Annotated in this window: 18 protein-coding genes; 6 read left to right on the top strand and 12 right to left on the bottom strand. The window is 45.8% G+C overall.

The genetic code is table 11. The features are described from left to right. Positions 1-9 precede the first annotated feature (9 nt). The 8 genes from tssG to LRP49_RS04725 form a co-directional block, all read right to left on the bottom strand. Positions 10-1041, bottom strand: a complete 1032-nt coding sequence (gene tssG, locus LRP49_RS04760; protein WP_274140573.1) for a type VI secretion system baseplate subunit TssG — start codon at positions 1039-1041, stop codon at positions 10-12. Continuing rightward, positions 1005-2771 carry a type VI secretion system baseplate subunit TssF gene (tssF, locus tag LRP49_RS04755; RefSeq protein ID WP_274140572.1) on the bottom strand — a complete coding sequence of 589 codons (1767 nt, stop codon included), beginning with the start codon at positions 2769-2771 and terminating at the stop codon, positions 1005-1007. The genes tssG and tssF overlap by 37 nt, the downstream gene beginning before the upstream one ends. Before the next feature lie 3 nt (positions 2772-2774). Next, positions 2775-3212, bottom strand: coding sequence for a type VI secretion system baseplate subunit TssE (tssE, locus tag LRP49_RS04750; protein ID WP_274140571.1), 438 nt, complete (start codon positions 3210-3212; stop codon positions 2775-2777). Positions 3213-3215: 3 nt separating this feature from the next. Further along, positions 3216-4691, bottom strand: coding sequence for a type VI secretion system contractile sheath large subunit (gene tssC / locus LRP49_RS04745; RefSeq protein WP_274140570.1), 1476 nt, complete (start codon positions 4689-4691; stop codon positions 3216-3218). A gap of 28 nt (positions 4692-4719) precedes the next feature. Next, on the bottom strand, positions 4720-5229 hold the full coding sequence (gene tssB / locus LRP49_RS04740) for a type VI secretion system contractile sheath small subunit (RefSeq protein ID WP_274140569.1): 510 nt from the start codon (positions 5227-5229) through the stop codon (positions 4720-4722). A gap of 388 nt (positions 5230-5617) precedes the next feature. After that, the gene (locus tag LRP49_RS04735) at positions 5618-5902 is read right to left on the bottom strand and encodes a type VI secretion system PAAR protein (protein WP_274140568.1); all 285 of its coding nucleotides are present in this window, start codon (positions 5900-5902) and stop codon (positions 5618-5620) included. A 318-nt stretch (positions 5903-6220) separates the two neighbouring features. Next, complete coding sequence (locus tag LRP49_RS04730; RefSeq protein WP_274140566.1) at positions 6221-7066, bottom strand: MORN repeat-containing protein; 846 nt, start codon at positions 7064-7066, stop codon at positions 6221-6223. 168 nt (positions 7067-7234) lie between these two features. After that, positions 7235-8011, bottom strand: a complete 777-nt coding sequence (locus LRP49_RS04725) for a phospholipase A (protein WP_274140565.1) — start codon at positions 8009-8011, stop codon at positions 7235-7237. A gap of 323 nt (positions 8012-8334) precedes the next feature. Here LRP49_RS04725 and LRP49_RS04720 point away from each other — a divergent pair, with 323 nt between their 5' ends. From LRP49_RS04720 to LRP49_RS04705, 4 genes are read left to right on the top strand one after another with little or no spacing between them, the layout of a single operon-like run. Continuing rightward, positions 8335-9108 carry a class I SAM-dependent methyltransferase gene (locus LRP49_RS04720; RefSeq protein ID WP_274140564.1) on the top strand — a complete coding sequence of 258 codons (774 nt, stop codon included), beginning with the start codon at positions 8335-8337 and terminating at the stop codon, positions 9106-9108. After that, a complete protein-coding gene (locus LRP49_RS04715) occupies positions 9105-10661 on the top strand; it encodes a transporter substrate-binding domain-containing protein (RefSeq protein ID WP_274140563.1) in 1557 nt (518 codons plus the stop codon). Before LRP49_RS04720 ends, LRP49_RS04715 begins: the two co-directional genes overlap by 4 nt. 5 nt (positions 10662-10666) lie before the next feature. Next, positions 10667-11287: an ABC transporter permease gene (locus tag LRP49_RS04710; RefSeq protein ID WP_274140562.1), complete on the top strand. Its 621-nt coding sequence runs from the start codon at positions 10667-10669 to the stop codon at positions 11285-11287. Continuing rightward, complete coding sequence (locus tag LRP49_RS04705; RefSeq protein WP_274140561.1) at positions 11287-13311, top strand: hypothetical protein; 2025 nt, start codon at positions 11287-11289, stop codon at positions 13309-13311. Before LRP49_RS04710 ends, LRP49_RS04705 begins: the two co-directional genes overlap by 1 nt. 97 nt (positions 13312-13408) lie before the next feature. Here LRP49_RS04705 and phnR read toward each other — a convergent pair whose 3' ends face one another. The 4 genes from phnR to LRP49_RS04685 form a co-directional block, all read right to left on the bottom strand. After that, entirely contained in the window at positions 13409-14113 is a 705-nt protein-coding gene (phnR, locus tag LRP49_RS04700; RefSeq protein WP_274140560.1) for a phosphonate utilization transcriptional regulator PhnR, read from the bottom strand. Positions 14114-14122: 9 nt separating this feature from the next. Then, positions 14123-15847 carry a putative 2-aminoethylphosphonate ABC transporter permease subunit gene (locus LRP49_RS04695; RefSeq protein ID WP_274140559.1) on the bottom strand — a complete coding sequence of 575 codons (1725 nt, stop codon included), beginning with the start codon at positions 15845-15847 and terminating at the stop codon, positions 14123-14125. 12 nt (positions 15848-15859) lie between these two features. Next, positions 15860-16984, bottom strand: coding sequence for a putative 2-aminoethylphosphonate ABC transporter ATP-binding protein (locus tag LRP49_RS04690; protein ID WP_274140557.1), 1125 nt, complete (start codon positions 16982-16984; stop codon positions 15860-15862). Between the two features lie 192 nt (positions 16985-17176). Beyond that, on the bottom strand, positions 17177-18184 hold the full coding sequence (locus LRP49_RS04685; RefSeq protein ID WP_274140556.1) for a putative 2-aminoethylphosphonate ABC transporter substrate-binding protein: 1008 nt from the start codon (positions 18182-18184) through the stop codon (positions 17177-17179). Positions 18185-18470: 286 nt separating this feature from the next. On the opposite strand from LRP49_RS04685, the gene phnW reads away from it, so the two are divergent. After that, entirely contained in the window at positions 18471-19574 is a 1104-nt protein-coding gene (gene phnW / locus LRP49_RS04680) for a 2-aminoethylphosphonate--pyruvate transaminase (protein ID WP_274140555.1), read from the top strand. A 14-nt stretch (positions 19575-19588) separates the two neighbouring features. Beyond that, on the top strand, positions 19589-20974 hold the full coding sequence (locus LRP49_RS04675; RefSeq protein ID WP_274140554.1) for an aspartate aminotransferase family protein: 1386 nt from the start codon (positions 19589-19591) through the stop codon (positions 20972-20974). Positions 20975-20978 lie beyond the last annotated feature (4 nt).

Raw genomic sequence — 20978 nt, 5'->3', positions numbered from 1 at the left:
CGTCAGTACCTATTGCCGTGCTTGAATCGTTACATTACGAGGACCTGTTGCTCCCCCTAAAAATGATGACCATCCGAGGGATTGCGAACTATCTCGACCGAGTTGAAACGCGGGAACATCCCCTTCAACCAGTTCGAGCTCTAGATCAAACGCCATCTGCTCACGCAAAATGAACTCTACGAGCGTGATCAATGAAAGAAACTCTGTCCCAGAGGGTAAAAATTCATTAAAGCGTTCTATCGACAGCGTTTTTATACAGATAGTGAACTTGCCACTTCGGTCGGCAATACGGTCCCCAATCGATGTATCCACGCCCAATGCGCCATTACTTACGCCAAGGCAGCACTTTTGCTCCTCGGGTATCTCTACGTGCCTTAAGCACCATTGCCGTATTTCGACACAGTCCAAGTCAAAATAGTGTTGGATAATCCCTGACACGATCTGAGGAGACCGTGTTCTGCCCGCCAACAACCCCGAGTAAGACAGCATCTTGCACCAGTTAAGTGGTGTTTTTCCTCGTAGGTTTTCATCCGCCAGCCCCACCAAGGCAAACAGTTGCGTTGAGAATCTGTCTGATGCATCTTCACGGTATCGCACGTAATAGCGATATTTCCTCCACGCCTGAAATAGCAACGCAAGCAAACGATGATTGAAGAAATCCATGAATATCTTGCGCATGCCGGTTTCAGCATCTTCAGTAACGATGTCTTCCAGAAAGAACCCTGGCAGAGGTGATTGCGCGCCACTCATGCCAAAAAACGTGGTCTCTACATTTAAAATTTCTTCAGACAAATACTTCATGCCTGACACATCGCTAGCCGCAAACCCTAAGCTTGAACTCGAGCTAAAATGAAACTGTTCCGATGGCCAGGAAAGCGACTCTGGCTCTGACTCGTATAGGTCGCACAACAACTCTAATAACTGATAAAAGTTGTACTGTTTTACATCATCGAGTAGACCGCTTTTTTGTGCCGGAGACCCCTTCTCTTCGGTGTGGGGCTCAGCTATATAAGCGGGTACTCCCCGCTCTGGATGCCCCATGAGTAGCGTTCCTTGTTGTTGGCGTTTATCACTACCAGTTCGTGAAAAGAGTTAATGCTCGCGTAAAGCGAAAAAAAACGACTGAGTATAGAGCCAAACAAATAGAGCTCACCTTCTGAGCCAAACGCACTTTGATCGAGCGTAATTTCTGATTTCAACCCTCGAACCGGTAACCCCTTAATAAGCTTTTCGACCGGCGAAGTCTTTATGTCCACAATGCTCTCATTGCGAAGCTTCGAAATACGCTCGGCTTGTCTATCGACCAATGCCCGAAAGTCATAAGCCTTAATCACTGACGACAAAGCTTCTTTTGATAAAATGGATAAGTAGTTCAGCGAGAGATTCGAAATAAGCGTCCAGAGTAAGGAACCATCAAGTGCTGGACGAATGGGTGCTGTCGGTTCCGTGATGTTTTCGAACGTCGCAAAGGTCGGTGAGCTATCCGTCGCGACATGAATGTCCCCGACGCCAAGTTCTAAAGGCAACTGACGATTAGAGCAGGTCAACGACAAGGAGATGGCTTCACTGTCACCCACACACGCCGTTTCATCTCCCCGAATAAAAGAGATGTAGTGCTCGAGCCCAGCTAGGGTCATCCCCTCTTTCACTCGCACCCTGTAATACAACGCTACCCGGTTTTTTGCGCGCTCTATCTCGTGACTAAAGCTTTCAAACGGTTGATATTCACGAAAATGCCCACGGAATTTACCTTGTGCAGCATCAATCCAACCTCTCACCCCTTCAACACTGAACACTTCAAAGTGGCTTGGCGAACGGTTGGAAGGGCTTATTTTGTATTCTGTGCGCTTACCATTAAGATCAATGGGTTCGGCGTCGTGCTGAAAAAGGTTAATAGCAGGTGTGCAGTAGAGTGAAAATTGATTGTCCGTGACGCGCACATCTGAAGGCAGTGCTTTTGAAAAAACAAACCTGAGCGTAATGTCACCTTCCACATCCCCAAACAGAAAATCGTTTAAGTCCGAAATATCGAAGAACTTAAATACCACAGGAAATGACAGATATTCCTGAAGCACTCTGTAGCCTTCATACACATTTTGCGGATAAGGAAGAATGCCGTCTTCCGCGTCAAATCCCACCATGGATAAGCAGGATTTCGGAATGCTGACCGTCTCTTTGTTTGTGACGATCTCAATCTTGGACAAGTGGTGATTTAACCAAAGATAGAGCGTTTCAGAACTGTAGTTGTCGCCACCGAGGAAAAACCGCAGTTTGGTTAACCCAATTTGATCTAACTTCAGTCCATTTTGAATTTGCAGACCAACATCAACGATTGAGCTATCACGTGAGTGGACAGTCTTCGTCGTTGTCCTGTCAATCGGGTAAACATCAACGTCTCGACAACTGGTATAACGACAAGCCGTTCCATAAACAGGTGTAGATTCAACTTCCGTCGATTGTTTTACCGTCTGTTTTTCCGTGATGGACTTAGCCACCGGATTGAACTTTAAAATGCAAATGCTCGGTACTTGACGTAAATAATTCGGCCAAAGCATGTTGATGATCGAGTGCGTGAGCTCGGGAAATTCGTCATCGATTTTTTCCCGAAGTCGACCAGTCAAAAAAGCAAAACCTTCCAGTAAGCGTTCCACATCGGGATCGGTACTTCGACTGTTGAGAAAGCGCGACAGCTGTGGGTACACCTTTGAAAACTCAACGCCTTGTTCTTTTAGGAACGTGAGTTCTTCCCTGAAATAACGATTTTGGCCCACAGTTTAAGTCACTCTATATTTTCGGTTACTGTCTAACAGCAAGTCGATACGAACATTTCGGTGCATGGCACCAACGTTCACGGAGGCAGCAATTTGAAAGCGAAGGTTTAGCGGCGAGCTTTCATCCGGCAAGACCAAGATTTCCATGTCTTGTATCCGTGGCTCGTAAAGCCGAATACAACGAGTGATTGCGCGCTTAATCTGGATAGCCAAATCGTGAGAGCTCAGGGATGCATCGTTGAAGTCGATCAACCCCAACTCCGGTGCGCTGAGAGCCTCTCCGACTCTCGCGTTCAGCAAATTGGAAACACTGAGCTTTAACGACGCCAACACATCTTCGGTCGCCGGACCTTGTATGTAAGAGCTGTGTTGAAACCCAGTGTCCATACGCTGAAACAAGCTGACACCAAATGCTGTATCATCCGCATCAGGGATAGCCATGAATTACGCCTGATCCAGTCGCCCAACAAGAGACAGCTCAAAGCTCGCTCCCATGTATTTGAAATGCGGACGTACAGCAAGCGAAACGGAATACCAACCTGGCTCGCCTTCTACATCATTCACTTCGATTTTCGCAGCACGCAGCGGCCTGCGGCTTCTGACTTCTGCTGGCGGGTTTTCCTGATCAGCCACAAATTGGCGAATCCAAGTATTCAGCTCACGCTCAAGATCCTGACGTTCTTTCCATGAACCAATTTGCTCACGCTGAAGCACTTTGATGTAGTGAGCCAAACGGTTGATGACCATCATGTAAGGAAGCTGCGTACCTAACTTGTAATTGGTTTCCGCTTCTTTACCTTCTTTGGTATTCGGGAATTGTTTGGCTTTTTGAATGGAATTTGCTGAGAAGAATGCCGCGTTATCACTGCCTTTTCTCATTGTCAGAGAAATAAAGCCTTCTTCTGCCAACTCAAATTCTTTTCGATCAGTGATCAACACTTCGGTTGGGATCTTGGCTTGAAGCGCACCTAACGACTCAAATAAATGGACGGGCAAATCATCAACCGCCCCACCGCTTTGAGGACCAATAATGTTTGGACACCATCTGTATTTTGCAAAGCTGTCAGTCAATCTTGATGCGAATGCAAACGCTGTATTGCCCCAAAGATAATCTTCATGGCTGTTGCTTACATCCTCACGATAATTGAACGATCTGACCGGGTTTTCAATCGGATCATAAGGAGTTCTTAACAAGAATCTTGGTGCAGTAAGGCCGATATATCTCCCATCTTCTGACTCACGAATCGCCTGCCACTTGGCATATCTTGGGCTTTCGAACGTTGCAGAGAGTTCTTTGAGAGACGGCAACTCTTCGAAAGAATCGATACCGAAGAACGTTGGGCCAACAGAGGAAATAAAGGGTGCATGTGCCATGGCTCCGACAGAACCAACATATTGCAACAACTTCATGTCAGGCGTTGACGGCGTAAAGGCGTAGTTACCAATGATTGCCCCAACTGGCTCTCCACCGAACTGTCCATAGCCTGATGCATAGATATGTTTGTACAAACCCGATTGGTTGTTCTCAGGCGCGAATTCAAAGTCATCAAGCAACTCTTGCTTTGTCGCATGCAAAATATCGATTTTGATGTTTTCACGAAAGTCTGTTCTATCAACAAGAACCTTCAAGCCGCGCCACGACGACTCCATTTCCTGCACTTCAGGACAATGAAGGATTTTGTCCATTTGTGCACTTATCTTCTTATCCAGCTCCACAACCATTTGGTCGACCAGCGCTTTGTTAACCGGAGCTTGGTCTTGATTGGTGCTTAAAAGATTTTCGATAAACGCAGCGACTCCGCGCTTTGCGATTCCATAGCCATCCTCAGAGGGAACGAGGCGCGTTTTAGCCATAATATCGTCAAGTAAACTTCCTGACTCTTTCGTAGCTACTTCAAGCTGTTTTTCTTGCAATGACATTTAAGAAGTCCTTTTCAACGTAGTTCTGTCATTCATCGACGGATGGCGCAGGTGAAGCAGCAAGCTCCAATTCAGCCAGAAGTTTCTCTCTCGACTCTTCGGAAGATAAAAGCTCCTGCAACTTACTGCGAAAAGCCGGAATGTTGCCAAGCGGGCCTTTCAATGCGACCAATGCGTCACGAAGCTCAACCAGTTGATTCAGCTCTGGAACTTGTTTAGCAACTTCATCAGGGGAGAAATCAGCAAGCGAAGAGATCTTTAATTCGATTGGTAATTCTTGTCCGTCCTCCTCAGCGAGGACATTAGCGACCGTAGTAGAAATAGAAAGGTCACTCTCTTTCATAACTGCGGTAAAATTATTTTTATCTACAGACACCGCTTCACGATCTTCAATTTGGGTTTCTTCTGGGTGGCCTTTAAAATCACCCAAAACGACCATTCGAAGCGGCAACTCGACTTCAGCCTGAGTATCACCATTAGCGGGAACGTACTTAATATTAATTCGCTCTTTAGGAGCGACACTTCCTTCTTTTGCCATTACAAGCCCTCTGTCTTACGACAACTAAAAGTTAGCCAACTTACACGAAAAGATGTATTCCGAGCGTATTTTTATCGATTAGATATTCGGCGAGAGGACAGTAACAAGATTATGACTATTAATAATTATGTAGAAAACAACCTTCACGACTAACAACAAAAACAATTGCATGCAAATTCAACATGCATTCAAATTTTATTGATTTAGATCGAAATTGAACAGAGGAAAATAAAAGATAGAGATGACTATAGTTAGTGTTAATTATAAATAAAGTAATCTAAAGATAAGATTGTCGTTAGATTACTTTATCGTTGAAAATTGAAACACTTTGAAACAAATAGCCAAATTTACTCATTGTTTTGAAAATTTATTTCGTCTGTCTTTTTTCTTAACCAACGTTGACAGTTCCACCACCCACCACAACGCCTCCACATCCAACCGCATCACCGCTTCTTGCAACAGGTTTACCATTTGCAAAAACTGTTGAAGAACCGCCGGAAATTGCACGACCATGAGGCGGGCTTTTAGGCTTATCATGTGCTGCGACAGAATCCCCTTGCCGCGCAAGCGGTGTGCCATCAACATTTACGTTCGGCGACGCTGACGTAACAGGTGATGGATGAAACCCATCATGCCCCGTACCGATATCGCCCAATACAACAGCATTACCCATATCACCCTCTTATTTAAATCAGAAAAACAAATAACAATTAGAGGGTAATTAAATTCATCTTTCAATAGTTAGGTTGAAAATAAGCAACTCAAACCTCCTTGGGCAAAAATTCGCCCATACAGGCAATATATTACTCAAAAGGAATGATTTACCAATGGGCGGCATTCCTTAATCGTCGGCCCATAAAAATAAAGGTGTGAATACACGATATATAAAAAGAGACATGAAGAAGTTTGGAACCCAGCAATAAGGCCAAGTAATTGAATGAATTTAATGCTGTGTTATTTTCTATAAAGTTGCCATACATCTGTTAATCATTTAATCCTGGCAAATTAACTCATCAAGACGGCGGCCATTAGCAAAATGTCCGGTGTACTTGCATCCATTTGTATATGTTATCTGGCCATGACCATGCATTCGACCATTTTCCCACATACCTTTGTAGCTGTGTCTATCGACAAGCGTTTCGATGCCAAAACCACTGCGACGATTATCTTTAAAACCGCCTTTATATGTAGAACCATCAGGGAAAGTAATCTCCCCTTGTCCGTTCAACATATCACTAGACCAATCACCTGAATAGCGGATACCAGAGTTCGGATGTATAAACTCTCCCTTTCCTGAACGCTGACCGATATCATCATATTCACCCACATATGATTGCGCCATATCAATCGGTTCCCGCCTACTTACAAGTAAGCCATGATTGTAAAATTGGACTAATGTTATTTCAGTGGATTCATAAAGGTGAAATTTACCGTGCCTCCTGCCATCAACATAGGGACCAACCAATCGACTGCCATCTCTTCTTTGCTCGATAACTCGACCGACTAGTGTACCTTTGATATATAAGCCATTAAGAGAAACATAGGCCTTTGACTGGGTGCCGATACCATGTGGTAAACCGTTACAAAATCCACCTTGATAATACCAACTCCCTATCTCGAGGTTTTCAACATATTCGATAGGAGAGCATGTCTCTTTTAACTGCTTGCCAGTTTCGTCAGCAAAGCACAAAGACGACATGTAAGCGGAGACGATAACAAGCACGTTGATAGATTCTTTGATGGCGCGTTTAATTTTTGCACAACGCATGTCAGTATTTAACATCTTGTTTCGAAACTCTATGCCGAAAGTGATTAATGAATACCAAATTTTCAGCATGTTAACATACACCTATGTGATTTAAGGTGTAGAAAATGGGCGTCCTGATCTAGAAAGGCACAGCTTTTTACTCTGCACACTCAACTGAGTATTCACACTGCACGCTCAATGGTGCTTTTGAGGAAAGCACCATCGGCAAAACGTAGGTTTCGTTTTTTTGTCCAATCACTAAAAACTAAACGCGAACCCTACCCCATACGCGGTTTCATCAAAGTTATAGTTTGAAATGGTTAATCCGTAGCCTGTTTCGGCTTTCATATACCCTCGCAAGCCTTGGTATAACGGGAAATTCCACGACAAGCGATAGAAGCCGTTATTCCAATCCTTCGTGAACATATTTGCCAGCTGAAGCTTAATTTCGTGGGAGCTGTAAGGGAGCCAACCTAACTCTACTTCGCCATAACCTAAATAATCGGAAATATTGGGGTTGTAATTCACAGGTCCGACACGAATCCATGGCTTAAAGCGCACATAGCCCTTTTCGAAATCACGCTGTATATCAACGTAAACACGATCCCAACTCACTTCTACATCGCCACCCGCCCCATTAGATTGGTGCTCAAAGCCGAGCGAGAATTGCCAAGGGTCGTATTGCAAACGGTAGAATATTTCAGGGTTATATTGATCGTCTCGGAAGTAAGCTGAACTGTCATACGCTTCCCAATTGGAGCGTTGTGTATAGGCGACGTACAGTCCATCTTCATCAAACGAAATGAGTTTGTACTTAATGCTCAGCTGAAATTGGATGAACGTGTCTTTGGCTGCGTGTCCATTTGGGTTCAAAGGCGCAAAGCGCGCTTGGTTGACATGGGATTCTTTATAAAATGGGAGAAAATAATTGTCTTTGTGGGCGGAGAATTTGCTTTCTTCGGCCTGAACTGGCGACACAAAGATAGCACTTGAAAGTAATGCTGCCACACCTGACAACGTCCACGCTCTGATCATGTTTATCTGCCTTCTTACATCATGTTTATCGCTTGCTCCATGCGTCCAGCAATGAGGTAAACGATTCCGTCAGTAAGGATTATAGGAGCCCTCCTTTGCGCCTGTGTCTCAGTTATTTGCATTGCTGAGAAAGTCCTTCGGCGGGAATTTTTGATCGTTCATCAATCTTATTCAACCCATATCTCCGAACACAGTTTCACAAATGTCTCTCCCCCCTCGTCTTGAACAGGTGATTTTTGCGGCTCGATAACACGTTGTCGCGAAAAGAAAAATAGAAACCGTCTACCTGAACCCACTTTTTAGGCCAAAGAAGGAAGTCACTAGTGAGAGACCCTCAAACGAAGTTAATCGCTCAATCATACGATGACTATTACGAGATAGGTTTATATAAATCTCGCTACCCCTGTGCGAACCCTCGCGTCCTTTCTCTCATCCTTTCTCTCGTTAGAAAAGAAAACCACACCGCCCCAATTCTAGATTTTGGCTGCGGCCGAGGACGGTATATCGATCCAATTTTGCAGCAGACTGATGCCCAAGTAATGGGCTTTGACATCAGTAAAGTGGCACTTGAGCAGACGTCCTCTATTCAGCGTTTATACCCAGACCGATTGGCTCTATTTAGCAAACATGACGATCTGCACCATTACATTATGGAAAACGGTGCACCTCACCTAACGCTCCTCTTGTTTGGTGTACTCGCACATGTGAAAGGTAAGCAGCAACGCATCGCGCTGCTTCAGTGGCTGCATCGCAATATGTTGGATGAAGGCAAACTGGTGATTTCAGTGCCTAACCGTCATCGACGTTTTTTCCTCCACCAGTTTTCACAGGCAACACCTTCATCGGATATTCAATATGAAAGAACGGGCGCCGGAAAAACGATCCCGCTTTTCTATCACCTATTCACCACCAAGACGCTAAGAACGCACCTTGAAGCATCGGGTTTTGAAGTGGAAAAAATCCTTGCCGAAAGCATGCTGCCTGAGAGCTGGGTAAATCGCTCGCAACATCTATCAAAGCTAGACCAACTGCTTTGCCGCATGCTGCCAGCATCGTGGGGTTATGGCCTGCTTGCGATTGCTAGGAGAATAAAGTGACGCGATTTCAATCAACACTCCTGTGTCTGTTACTTTTCATTTCAAGTCATGTCTTCGCACAAGATTTGCTAGAAACAGTAAGACAAAAAGGCACTCTGGTCGTGGGTGTGAAAGTTGATTACCCACCATGGGGTCACCTTGACGCTGATGGCCGCAACGGTGGTTTTGAAGTTGATCTGGCTAACGCCATTGGAAAAAGCCTTGGCGTTGATGTTCATTTCAAAGCCGTTTCTACTGCGAATCGTTTTCAAAAACTGAATTACGGCCAAGTAGATATCTTGATTGCAACAGTGGGCGATACGATTGAACGTCGCAAAAAAGTAAACATGGTTCTACCCCACTATTTTCGCAGTGGGGTAACCGCAATATCGAGAAAGTCTTACGGTATTGATGGCTGGGAAGATCTGATCGGCAAGCCTGTGTGCCTGACAGCCGGGGCTTACTTTAATAAATCCTTGATTCGAAACTACCGTATTGAGCCAGTGATTCTAAGCAATAACCGCGACCTAAAAATCGCCTTGCTTACCAACAAATGTCAGGCGTGGGCTTATGACAGCGGCATCTTATATACCCTAAGCAATCAGCCGGCTTGGAGCGAATATGAAATAGCGCTCGAAACCATCATGCCCACACATTGGTCATTTGTGACACGAAATGATGCGAACTCTAAGTCGCTAGATACTTGGTTATCACGGTTTCTATCCAGCAGGATCCGAGACGGATACATTAAAAATCTTGCTAAAAAGTGGGCACTACCTGAGCAAGATTACCTCACTCAACAGCACAGCAATTGGAATCAAATTGATGCCGAATCTCGCCCTCTTTGCAACATTAAAGACAGACATGACCAAGCCAATACGTTTTGCTTTGATGCTGTGACCGATTTGTCAAAATCTGCTCAAAGTGATGGCCCCCTTATCGACAATTTTGATGTAAAGATGATTGTGCAGTCATTGCTTCATACAGCGTTGTTTACGGCTATTGTTATTATTTCCGCTATATCGCTCTCTGTTTTTTTGGGGTTTTTAACCCTCAAATCACCACATTGGATAGGATCTACTGTTTTATCTCTGACCAATATACAAAGTGCCATCCCACCAATTTTAATGCTGTATTTCACCTATTTTGGTGCTTTGGCAGGATTCCAAGAGCATGCCCAATCTTGGTATACCAGCGGCGCAACAATTGCTTGGCTCATCTTGTCACTTTATACGGCATCAGGAATTAACAATCTCATCACAGCAGATCGCCATAAGAATATATCGATGACAAGCCGCTATGCCGCGCATCGGCTTGGGGTTAAAAGCAATTTGGTGAATCTGGCAAAAGCAGCCGGTATGGCAAGTGTCATAGCCTCGCCCAATGCGGTCCTTATCTTCAACTCCGTCTCTTCAAATTCAGAGTATCCATTCCTTCTTATGAGCGCACTGGCCCTTTTTTATTACATTGAAGTGCTTGTATTTGCTCACTTCATTAAGCATTTTCTGTCGATTATCCCTGACCAAAGAAAGATTAGTGAAACTGACACTCAACTAGATAAGCAGGAGGCTTAAACTAGATGTTTGAACTGAATGTGATTTATTCGTTTATTGCGGCGTTCATGGTTAATTTGTTCATCTCTGTCGCCGCCATGGGGGTGGGATTTCCTTTGGGTTTTTTGCTATTCAAGGCACTCACAACACGCATTTCATCTCTGAAATATATAGCGCAAGGGTTTCGCTCTCTTATCGGCAATATTCCTAGCTTTGTCATGCTGTATTATTTCACCATTGTCATCCCGATGAGTGGGTCTATTTGGGGGATCGCTTACACGCTACCTCCGATTTTCAATGCCGTGTTAGCCCTGTCGTTACCTGTTATCAGTTATAGCTGCGATCTTTCTCTACAAAAGCGTAGAGAGGGCAAAAATGTATCTTTTCGCGCGCTTAATCAGTTTTTCTTAGTCATTTTAATGGCTTCAACAACGGCTTCCGCCATTGAGGTAACGGAAGTGTTAGCGACTGCCAATGCTTACATTGCATCCACGGGTGATTCCACCGTCATGCTCAAAGTCTATGCAGTGGTCGCCGCGATTTTTATGCTCACGGGGTTACTGTTTAGCACATTGGCTTTGTTTGTTGAGCGTCGTTTTGGTCATAGTAAGTCAGCTATGACACCTTTTCAGGGAGTGCATATTTAATGAAAGTGCAGACTCGACTTGACAGGCTTCGCGGTCAAAACTTGATTTGGTTTTCATCTGTTATTTGGCTGCTATTTTGCGTGGCAGCCTATATCAAACTCAGTTGGCAAGAAGAGGTAGACACTAAAATCCGCCGCTATATTGTCAATGAAACCATTTCTGCATCCCATCTTGTGAATAAAAACCTCAATAAACTCACCGAAAGTGTCACTGCGATTGGTCAACTGGCAACACACAGCAGCGACAATCACGACAGATTAAGGCATGTTATTAAACAAACCGTGCTCAACACGCCAGGCGCAGTAAATGGAGGTGTCGCCTTTTCAGAAACTGGCTCCAAGCAACAACAGATATTTTTTTCTAACGACGCGTTGGTAGGCCCTTCAGACAATAGTTCTCGGACACGTTTACACGCCAACAGAGTTACTACCGCGACATGGCTGCCACCGTATTACGATAAAACCGCAAAAGCATGGTTTTCTGAATACGTTTTACCTTTTAACACCCAACAAGCCTTAAGCACAGCGACGGCGAACAAGGGCGTTGCTTACCTTAACTTCTCTCTAGAAAGTTTAAGTCAGCAAATGTTGAGCTTTAAACTAGGCACGAAAGGGTTCGCATTTTTAATTTCCAATACCGGGCAAATTCTTGCTTACCCGAAAAACGCGGTATTGGGTCTTAATATTTCCGCTTTCGATGCGACCGATGAACCCTTGCTTTCTTCTCTGGCCTCTCAACTCCACTTGGGCAAACTTGGGAGTTTTAAACACCCAGTAACCGGAAGGGAACATTGGATAGTATTGGATCAGATTAACCATATTGATGCGAAGTTGGGCCTGGTTATTGAGGCAGATGAACTCAGACATAGCCTTTCACCAACCTATGAATATTGGGATCTGGTTTGGTTTATGGTACTCGCGGGCCTTATTTCTTTGTTGGCAGCCATTCACTTTCCCACTGACAATAAAACTAAAGCAAGTCGCCTTTTCACTGCGCTGTCTTTGTGCCTTTTCTCTTACTTGCTGTTGCTCTGGTTTCAAGCTCTGGCACCGAAGCCACTGAGTAAAGACGAGACATTATTGATTGATCATGAGAGTGCCACGCTCGCGGTAATGGAAAAAACACAATCTCCGGAAGACGTCAGTGATAAGAAAAGCTTAGAACTGAAGCTGACCGTTCATGCCATCAGCCTTGAAGATGCAGATAAGGTTAACATCGTCGGTAAAATCGTCACCGACAATACCAACACTGATACCCCACCGTTGCTAATCAACAACGCAACGGAAAGTGAGTGGACCTTGATGAGAAACCATCCAGACAGTCAGGTTTGGCAGTTCGTCGCGGTTGTTAAGCAGCCTTTCGACTACGGTTCTTTTCCCTTTGACCGAGAAGTGATTGAGCTTTCGATGATTCCAGCTCCGGACACACAAAAAGAGATATTGGTCCCGTCTTTCTCCTCGTACTCCTCCATGCGACCTGAATCCCATCCCGGCATTGCGATGTCAGAGCAAAAATTCGGAAACTGGAAGATCCTTCAAAGCTACTTTAGCTACTTAAACGAACCCATCAACGCACAAGACGTGCTCACGAATCTTAAGTACAACATCGTGATACAACGAAACATCACTGGCCCATTGATTTCTCACATCATGCCGCTTTTGGTCGTGAGTTTTCTTACCTATTTTATGCTTTTGCTTTGGACGAAAGATGAAAAGCAACAGGCGTTATGGGGCTTTAGCACTGCAACGGTATTGCAGTATTGCGCGTCACTGTTCTTCATCTTGGTGATTGCACACGTGGCATTACGCGAGGAATTGAATGCACAGGGGGTTATTTTCATCGAGTACTTTTACTTTCTCGCCTATCTGCAAATTATCTTTACCGCCATTGGCGCGCTGGCTTACACCACGGAGATAAAAATTCCAGTGCTAGAGCATGAGCAAGGGTTGAAACTTAAGCAATGGTATTGGCCGATCATTTTGTTTCTGTCACTCGCCATTACTTACGTATTCATTGATCATTGAGTCGGCCGTGATAGTTAAAATGGCCGTATTGAAGTGCATGATTGGCGTCTGCAGACGCCAATCATTTTTCAGAGATACTGCTTGGTGACACAGCAGGTTAGCGCGTGAGGTTAGCCACTGACTCTATGCTTATCGCATCATGTCGCCAGTACTCAATATCGCAATCTATCAACAAACCATGCTGGTTATAGTTGACGCGCTCCACCACCATCGCAGGCGTGCCTGATGTTGCACGAAGTGCCTGCGCCTGAAGGCCAATCAACGAGCTCGTGCTTATACGGTATCGGATGGACTGATAAACCATGCCATAGTGCTCACGGTAGATATCAGTCAACGAGTTAGCCAGATCGTGATCTAACAGTTTTGGGAAAATATCAGGACGGATGTAGTTGGTCACATACACCACGGGACGCTCATCCAAATAACGTACACGATTCACCTGATAAACATCCGAAAACGGCTTTAGCTCCAGTAAATTCGCCGCCTGTTTATTGGCAAGAATACTCTTTGCGCTAACAAGCTCTGTTTTGGGCTTGCGTCCTTGCTCCAATGCCATATTGGTGAAGTTCAGTGTTTGTGTCGGGTCGTAACGCAATGGCTCGGGAGAAATAAACCACCCACGGCGATCTTCTCGATAAATTCGCCCTTCTGACTCCAACAATGACAAAGCTTCACGCAGCGTGACACGCGTTGTGTCAAAGGTTTCAGCCAGTTTTCGTTCAGCAGGCAACTTCTCTCGTGGAGAGAGCATCCCCGCATCAATCTGTTCTACGATTGCATCTTTAATTTTGACGTATTGCACATGGTGTCCTTATCGTTTCCGCCATGCTTGGGTTCGGCTTTCTAGCCATTTGGCCACAGGCCATTGAATAAGCTTGGCGCACACCGCTGAGAGCATAATCATCACAGCCATTGCCGCTGCTGCGCCAGTTTGGCCTGCATCATCCATATTCAGAACTGAAACGGATGCAGGAATGGTATCTGTGGAATATAAGAATACTACCGCAGAAGTCGTGGTAAGTGCATTAACAAACAGGTACATACCGATATCAAATAACGCTGGCATACAAACCGGTAGCGTGACTTTGTAAAACAGTTTGAACTGCGGCATTTTTATCGACGCAGCCGTCGCTTCAATTTCCGCAGGCAGTTGCTTGAGGGCTGCCAGCGATGTCATATGCCCTACCGTGTAATAGTGCACCACCGTACTGATAACCAACAGAGCCATGGTGCCATATAGTGGGTTTAATAAATTATCACCATTATTGAAGTAGAAAATGTATCCCAAACCCAATACCATTCCCGGCACCGCCATCGGGATGATGCTAATCATTTGCAATGCCTGACGAATCGGCGCAAACGCCCTTCCTTTCTCGACTGCATAGGCCGCAATGAAAATCAGTGACGTACCGAATACCGCTGTCCAAAATGCCATTTCCAAAGAGTTGAAGAACGGACTCCAACCATACGTACTGATTTCAGTGAAATTGTAATTGTTCAGTGTCAGCGTTTGATTCCAAGGCCAGAAAGTCACCAGCGATCCGTAAACCGCCATTCCCAGAACCACCAGCACCATGATGGAGATGAAACTGCAGTAAATAAAACACAAGGTGTCTCGGGCTTTATTGGGTGAAGGTTGATACACAACAGACCGCGTATCAATCAGGCTCTTTTGTTTTTTCTTCACCCAACGATCTGCACTAAAAGCAAGAATGGCAGGAAAGAGCAAAAGGATAGACGTCACGGCACCCATAGCAAAGTTTTGCTGACCCACGACTTGCTTGAAGATGTCTGTCGCCAACACGTTGTCACTGCCACCAATGACCTTCGCCACACCAAAATCAGTGATAACCAGCGTGAAGACGACAATCAGCGTGCTAATAAGGCCGAACTTTGCGCCTGGCAAGGTAACAATCAAAAAGGTTTTTAAAGGCGACGTATTTAGTGCTTTTGCGGCCTCATAGAGCCTCGCGTCTGACGTTCGCATGGAGGTCGTCAAAATCATCAATGCATGAGGAAATGTCCAGAATATCAATCCCAATGAGATCCCCACCAAGCCATAAACGGACTGTCCACCGAGCAAAGATTTCGCAATTCCTTGATTACCAAACAGAAAAACAAGGCTGATCGCCGGTAATAGCGACGGAGCCAGAATCGGTGCGGTTCCCAGTGCTTTGAATACGGTTTTTAAGGGCATACAAGAGCGGGTCAGCGCATAGGCATACCCAAAGGCTGCCAATGTCACAACCATAGTGACAGTGATGCCTAATGTTAGGGTGTTAGATACCGACGCCCACACACTGGCGGAAGAAAGGTACTCGGCAAAGTTTGTGAGGCCAACAAACTGTCCGTCAGCATTCTGAACGCTTTTTTGTAGCATGCTCCACAGAGGAAACAGCAGAAAGAACGCGAACAGCGACATAACCAGTGAGAGAACCAAAATCAGTACCAGATTGTCTTTGCTGACCCGATGAAAAAGTGACGTTGGCTTACTCGGTAATATCAGTGCGTTCATCGTCATTGTTTTAGCTTCCATGTGATGTACTCGTTAGGCTGCGTTAGACAAGGCTTTGTCGCAAGATTTGTGGCAAGCTTCTTTGGCATAAGCACGAAGACCCGTTTCGGCCAGTTGTATATAACGCACTTCCCCACGCTTCAGTCCTAGCTGCATCGCCTGCTCTACCGACACATCGACCATGATCAGATTGGATTTACTGTCATGCAGCAATCGGCAATCGACGCGATAAAACGCACCAAGAAACTCGGTCGCCACAATCTTTACAGGAAGCGTATTTTTTGGGGAGTCCACAAAGCGAATTTGTTCAGGGCGAACGGCAAGATCACAAGCATCCCCGCGTTTTAACGCGTGATTATCCACTGTCGGCGTTGCAATTAATGACTCAGCGATACGCACCTGCGTATCGCTCGCCACAGACATAGGAATAAAATTCATCGTCCCGACGAAATTCGCAACGAAACGTGTGGCGGGTTGTTGATAAATTTCCTGAGGTGTCCCGACTTGCTCAATGACGCCGTGATTCATCACCACAATACGATCCGCCATTGATAGCGCTTCGTCTTGATCATGCGTCACCATGATCGTGGTAATACCCAGCTTGCGTTGCAAGCGGCATATTTCTTCACGAAGGTGGACGCGAACTTTTGCATCTAAAGCAGATAGCGGCTCATCCAGAAGCAGCAAGCCCGGAGATAACGCGAGCGCACGCGCTAGAGCAACTCGCTGTTGCTGACCACCAGAAAGTTGATTAGGAAATTTCTCTCCCGATGTCGGTAACCCAATGGTCTCCAACCACTCTTCCACTTTCGCGTAAGCGGCTTTTTTCGGTGTTCCTTGGTTAATCAGTCCAAGTGCTATGTTTTCTTTCACCGTCAGGTTCGGGAACAGCGCGTAAGATTGAAAGACAATGCCAAAGTCACGCTTTTCTGGAGGGAGAAAAGTGGTGTCTTTATTCGCTTGGTAGATCGCACCAGAACTTGGCAAGTCAAGGCCTGCAATGGCGCGAAGTAATGTGGTTTTACCGCAGCCAGAAGGGCCGAGGAAGCATACAAACTCACCTTTTTCGATACTAAGTGAAATCTGTTTTAATGCCGTGAAAGCACCGAATTGCTTAGCGACGTTATCAATTTGAAGGTAAGGTTGGTGGTTAGTCATATACACACTCCTAATGGTATATACCAGAATCTAAAGGAGCTATATTGCATCGACATGACAGGTTTGTAGTAGTTTGATGACACGTCTTCGAATACCCAAAAATCATCATTAAACCTGTCGCCAAATACGCCAGTGAAAATGAAAAAAGAGAGCAGAACGCTCTCTTTACTGTGCTTGAACCAGAACAGATTTTTATGATTTAGGTTCTGATTTCGAATCGAATTTCTCAGACCATGCTGCCAGCACGCTGACTCTCTCAATGCCCATCTTCGTGAAGTCCATTTTCGCCATCGATTTCTCTACTTCTGGGTAGTTTGGTACTTTCGCCTTAACATCTTTATGGCCTACAACAGGATATGCTTGCACATAGAGTTCATTCGCAGATTTTGATACCGCCCAGTCCACAATGCGTTGACTTGCTTCACTTGCTTTTACCAAACCGACTGCATCCACATCCCAACCAATGCCTTTCGGTACAATGATATCCAACGGTGCGCCTTGGTTTTTAAGTTTGGCAGCTCGCGTTGCCATTGAAATGCCAATGGCAACTTCACCCATGGCAGCCTGTACACACGGCTTAGATCCCGAATGCGTATAGTGCGCGATATTGCTGTTTAGCTTGTCCATGTAAGACCACGCGCCTGCTTCACCAAAACTGCTTATCCAACCGGAAACTTGCATATAGCCCGTACCGGAGGAAGCAGGATTTGGCATCGCAATATGGCCTTTATAAACCGGATCGGTAAGATCTTCCCATGAGGTCGGCTTAGGAAGATTCAACTGTTTCCCGACGATTTCGTTGTAACAAATCGCATTGAAAACCGCCAAGTTTCCGAACCAAGCTGGATCATGCTCGCCATCAATGAGTTGCTCTCGCAACTGTTCAACACCTTTGGGTGAATATGGCTTAATAATCCCTTCTTCCTTCAATAATGCCAATGATGAACCTGCCAGCCCCCATACGACTTCTGCGCGTGGGTTTGATTTTTCTGCGAGCAGCTTAGCCGTCATGATTCCGGTGGAATCTCGTACCCAGTTGATATTGATATCTGGGTTATCCTTTTCAAATGCCGTTTTGAATTTAGCGAGCAAATCCGTTTCGAATGCGGTGTATACCGTGACTTCCTGCGCAGCGAAAGCCTGAGCGGACATGAGTGTAAAAAGTGCAGTTACCGACGCTTTCATCATCTGTGTCTTCATTGTTTTCCTCTCCCTATAAGCCGCCAACTTTCTCGACGCCAGTGTTGTGCAGCCAATTTGGTGTGTACCAATTTGTGAAATACCCTAATTTCTACAGATGACGTTTATATGACCGGAATTTGGCATTTTGAAGAAATAAACCGGATAGATGTGCTGAAACGATCGGTTTAACGTTGGATGTGAAAGTTTTATGAAATTGAATCTCGCCCTATTTACCCCGTCAAACACCCACTGATAGAGTAATTGCGTATTTTGGTATATTCCAGTTTGAAGGATGAATACGTAAATGAAAAATGAATACCTGCTACTCACCCCGGGCCCGCTGTCTACAACAGAAACGGTTCGTAACGCCATGCTGAAAGATTGGTGTACGTGGGACGACGATTACAACAAAGACATTGTCGAGGTTATTCGCTCCAAGCTGGTGAGGCTAGCGACGTCTTATCAGGGTTATACCAGCGTCTTGATGCAAGGCAGTGGCACCGCATCGGTAGAAGCAACCATTGGCAGCGCAATCAGTAAAAACGGCAAGCTACTTGTCGTGGATAACGGAGCCTACGGTGCGCGCATCGCCCAGATTGCAGATTACTTGAATATTCCGTGCGCAGTAATTTCGCCAGGAGAGACCGCGCAACCTCAGCTTTGTGACATCGAAAATGCACTGCTAAGTGACACAGCAATCACCCACGTGGCCATCGTGCATTGCGAAACCACAACTGGCATGCTCAATCCAATTGAAGCGGTCGCAACACTGGCCAAGAAGCACGATAAAGTGGTTATTCTTGATGCCATGTCGAGCTTTGGCGGTATCCCTATGGATATCGGAGAGCTGGGTATCGACTTCATGATCAGCTCTGCCAATAAGTGTATTCAAGGTGTACCAGGCTTTGGTTTCGTCATCGCAAAGCAAAGCGAGCTAGAAAAATGTAAAGGTCAGGCGCGCTCTCTGAGTTTGGATCTGTTCGACCAGTGGCATTGCATGGAAACCAACCACGGAAAATGGCGTTTCACCTCCCCTACACATACCGTTCGTGCGTTCTATCAGGCGTTGCTTGAGCTCGAACAAGAAGGCGGTATTGATGCACGCCACACGCGTTACCAAACCAACCAGAAAACACTGGTCGCAGGTTTAAAAAGCCTTGGTTTCACGCCATTGCTGAATGAAGCCCTTCACTCTCCCATCATCACATCGTTCTATTCGCCTACCCACAGCGATTACCAGTTTAAAGCGTTTTACGATGGCCTAAAGGAACAAGGGTTCGTGATTTATCCGGGCAAAGTGTCCAATGCGGATTGCTTCCGAATCGGCAACATTGGCGACGTGTACCCAAGTGACATTGAGCGTTTGATCGGGGCCATTCAACACGCCATGTACTGGGACGTAAAGTAAACATGAGGCCCGTAATGACTGGCAAAGAACACGCCACGCACCTCCGCAGCGAAGGCGATATCAACACGACGCAGGCTCGCCAGCAATGGCACGCATCTCTCTCGGACAGTTGCACGCAATCATTACTTGAACGCGACAGTAAGGTGTTTTTACATCAAGCCATGTCAACGCCATGCTTGGACGCATTAAATGCGGCCGAAGGTATTTATCTTACCGACTGTACTGGTAAGCGATACATCGATTTTCATGGCAATAATGTTCATCAGTTAGGTTACGGGCACCCTCATGTTGTACAGCGAGTGACTGAACAACTGGCAATATTGCCGTTCTCACCTCGACGCTTTACCAACCCAATTGCCATCACTTGTGCTGAGAAGCTCACAGAGATATGTGGCGGTGACCTCAACCGCGTCTTGTTTGCGCCCGGCGGTACATCCGTCGTCGGTATAGCGTTAAAGTTGGCGCGTCACGTCACGGGAAATTTCAAAGTGGTGTCGCTTTGGGACTCCTTTCACGGCGCGTCACTTGATGCCATTTCTGTCGGTGGCGAAGCCTGTTTTCGACAAGGCATGGGACCATTAATGGCCGGCGTTGAACGCATTCCCCCTGCCACTACTTATCGCGGCGCATTTCCATCAAGAGATGGCAGTGATGTGCATTACGCCGACTATCTTGAATATGTCATCGAAAAAGAAGGCGGCATTGGTGCCTTTATTGCGGAAGCCGTGCGCAACACCGATGTTCAAATACCCAGCAACGCCTATTGGAAGCGTGTTCGAGAGATCTGCGACAAGCACAACGTGCTGCTGATCATCGATGACATTCCAAATGGCATGGGCCGAAGCGGTGAATGGTTTACCCACCAAGCCTACGGCATTGAGCCCGATATTCTCTGCATTGGAAAAGGACTCGGCGGCGGCATCATGCCTATTGCCGCCTTGATCACCAAAGACAAATACAACACCGCCGCTGACGTTTCTCTAGGGCACTACACCCATGAAAAAAGCCCTCTAGGATGTGCGGCAGCTCTCGGCACCATTGAGGCCATAGAAAACGAAGATCTCCTTACCAAAGTAAAAGCAGACAGTGCATTTGTCCGTGAACAATTGGAAAGGATGAAAGCCACCTACCCCATTATTGGCGATGTTCGTGGTATTGGGCTTCTTTGGGGCGTAGAGCTTGTCACTGACAGAGCATCAAAAGTGCGTGCCTATGAAGAAGCAGAAGCCGTGCTTTATGAATGCTTAAACCAAGGGCTGAGTTTCAAAGTTTCTCAAGGAAATGTCATTCAACTTAGTCCACCACTCATTATTTCACGCGAAAAGCTTGCTCGCGCCCTCGATATTTTCGAAGGCGCTATCGATAAAGTTTGCCGCGAATTCCAGTATCTTGAACTTTAGTAGG

It is taken from the genome of Enterovibrio qingdaonensis, assembly GCF_028683135.1.
Lineage (GTDB): Bacteria > Pseudomonadota > Gammaproteobacteria > Enterobacterales > Vibrionaceae > Enterovibrio > Enterovibrio qingdaonensis.
This window is presented reverse-complemented; position numbering and strand designations above follow the sequence as displayed.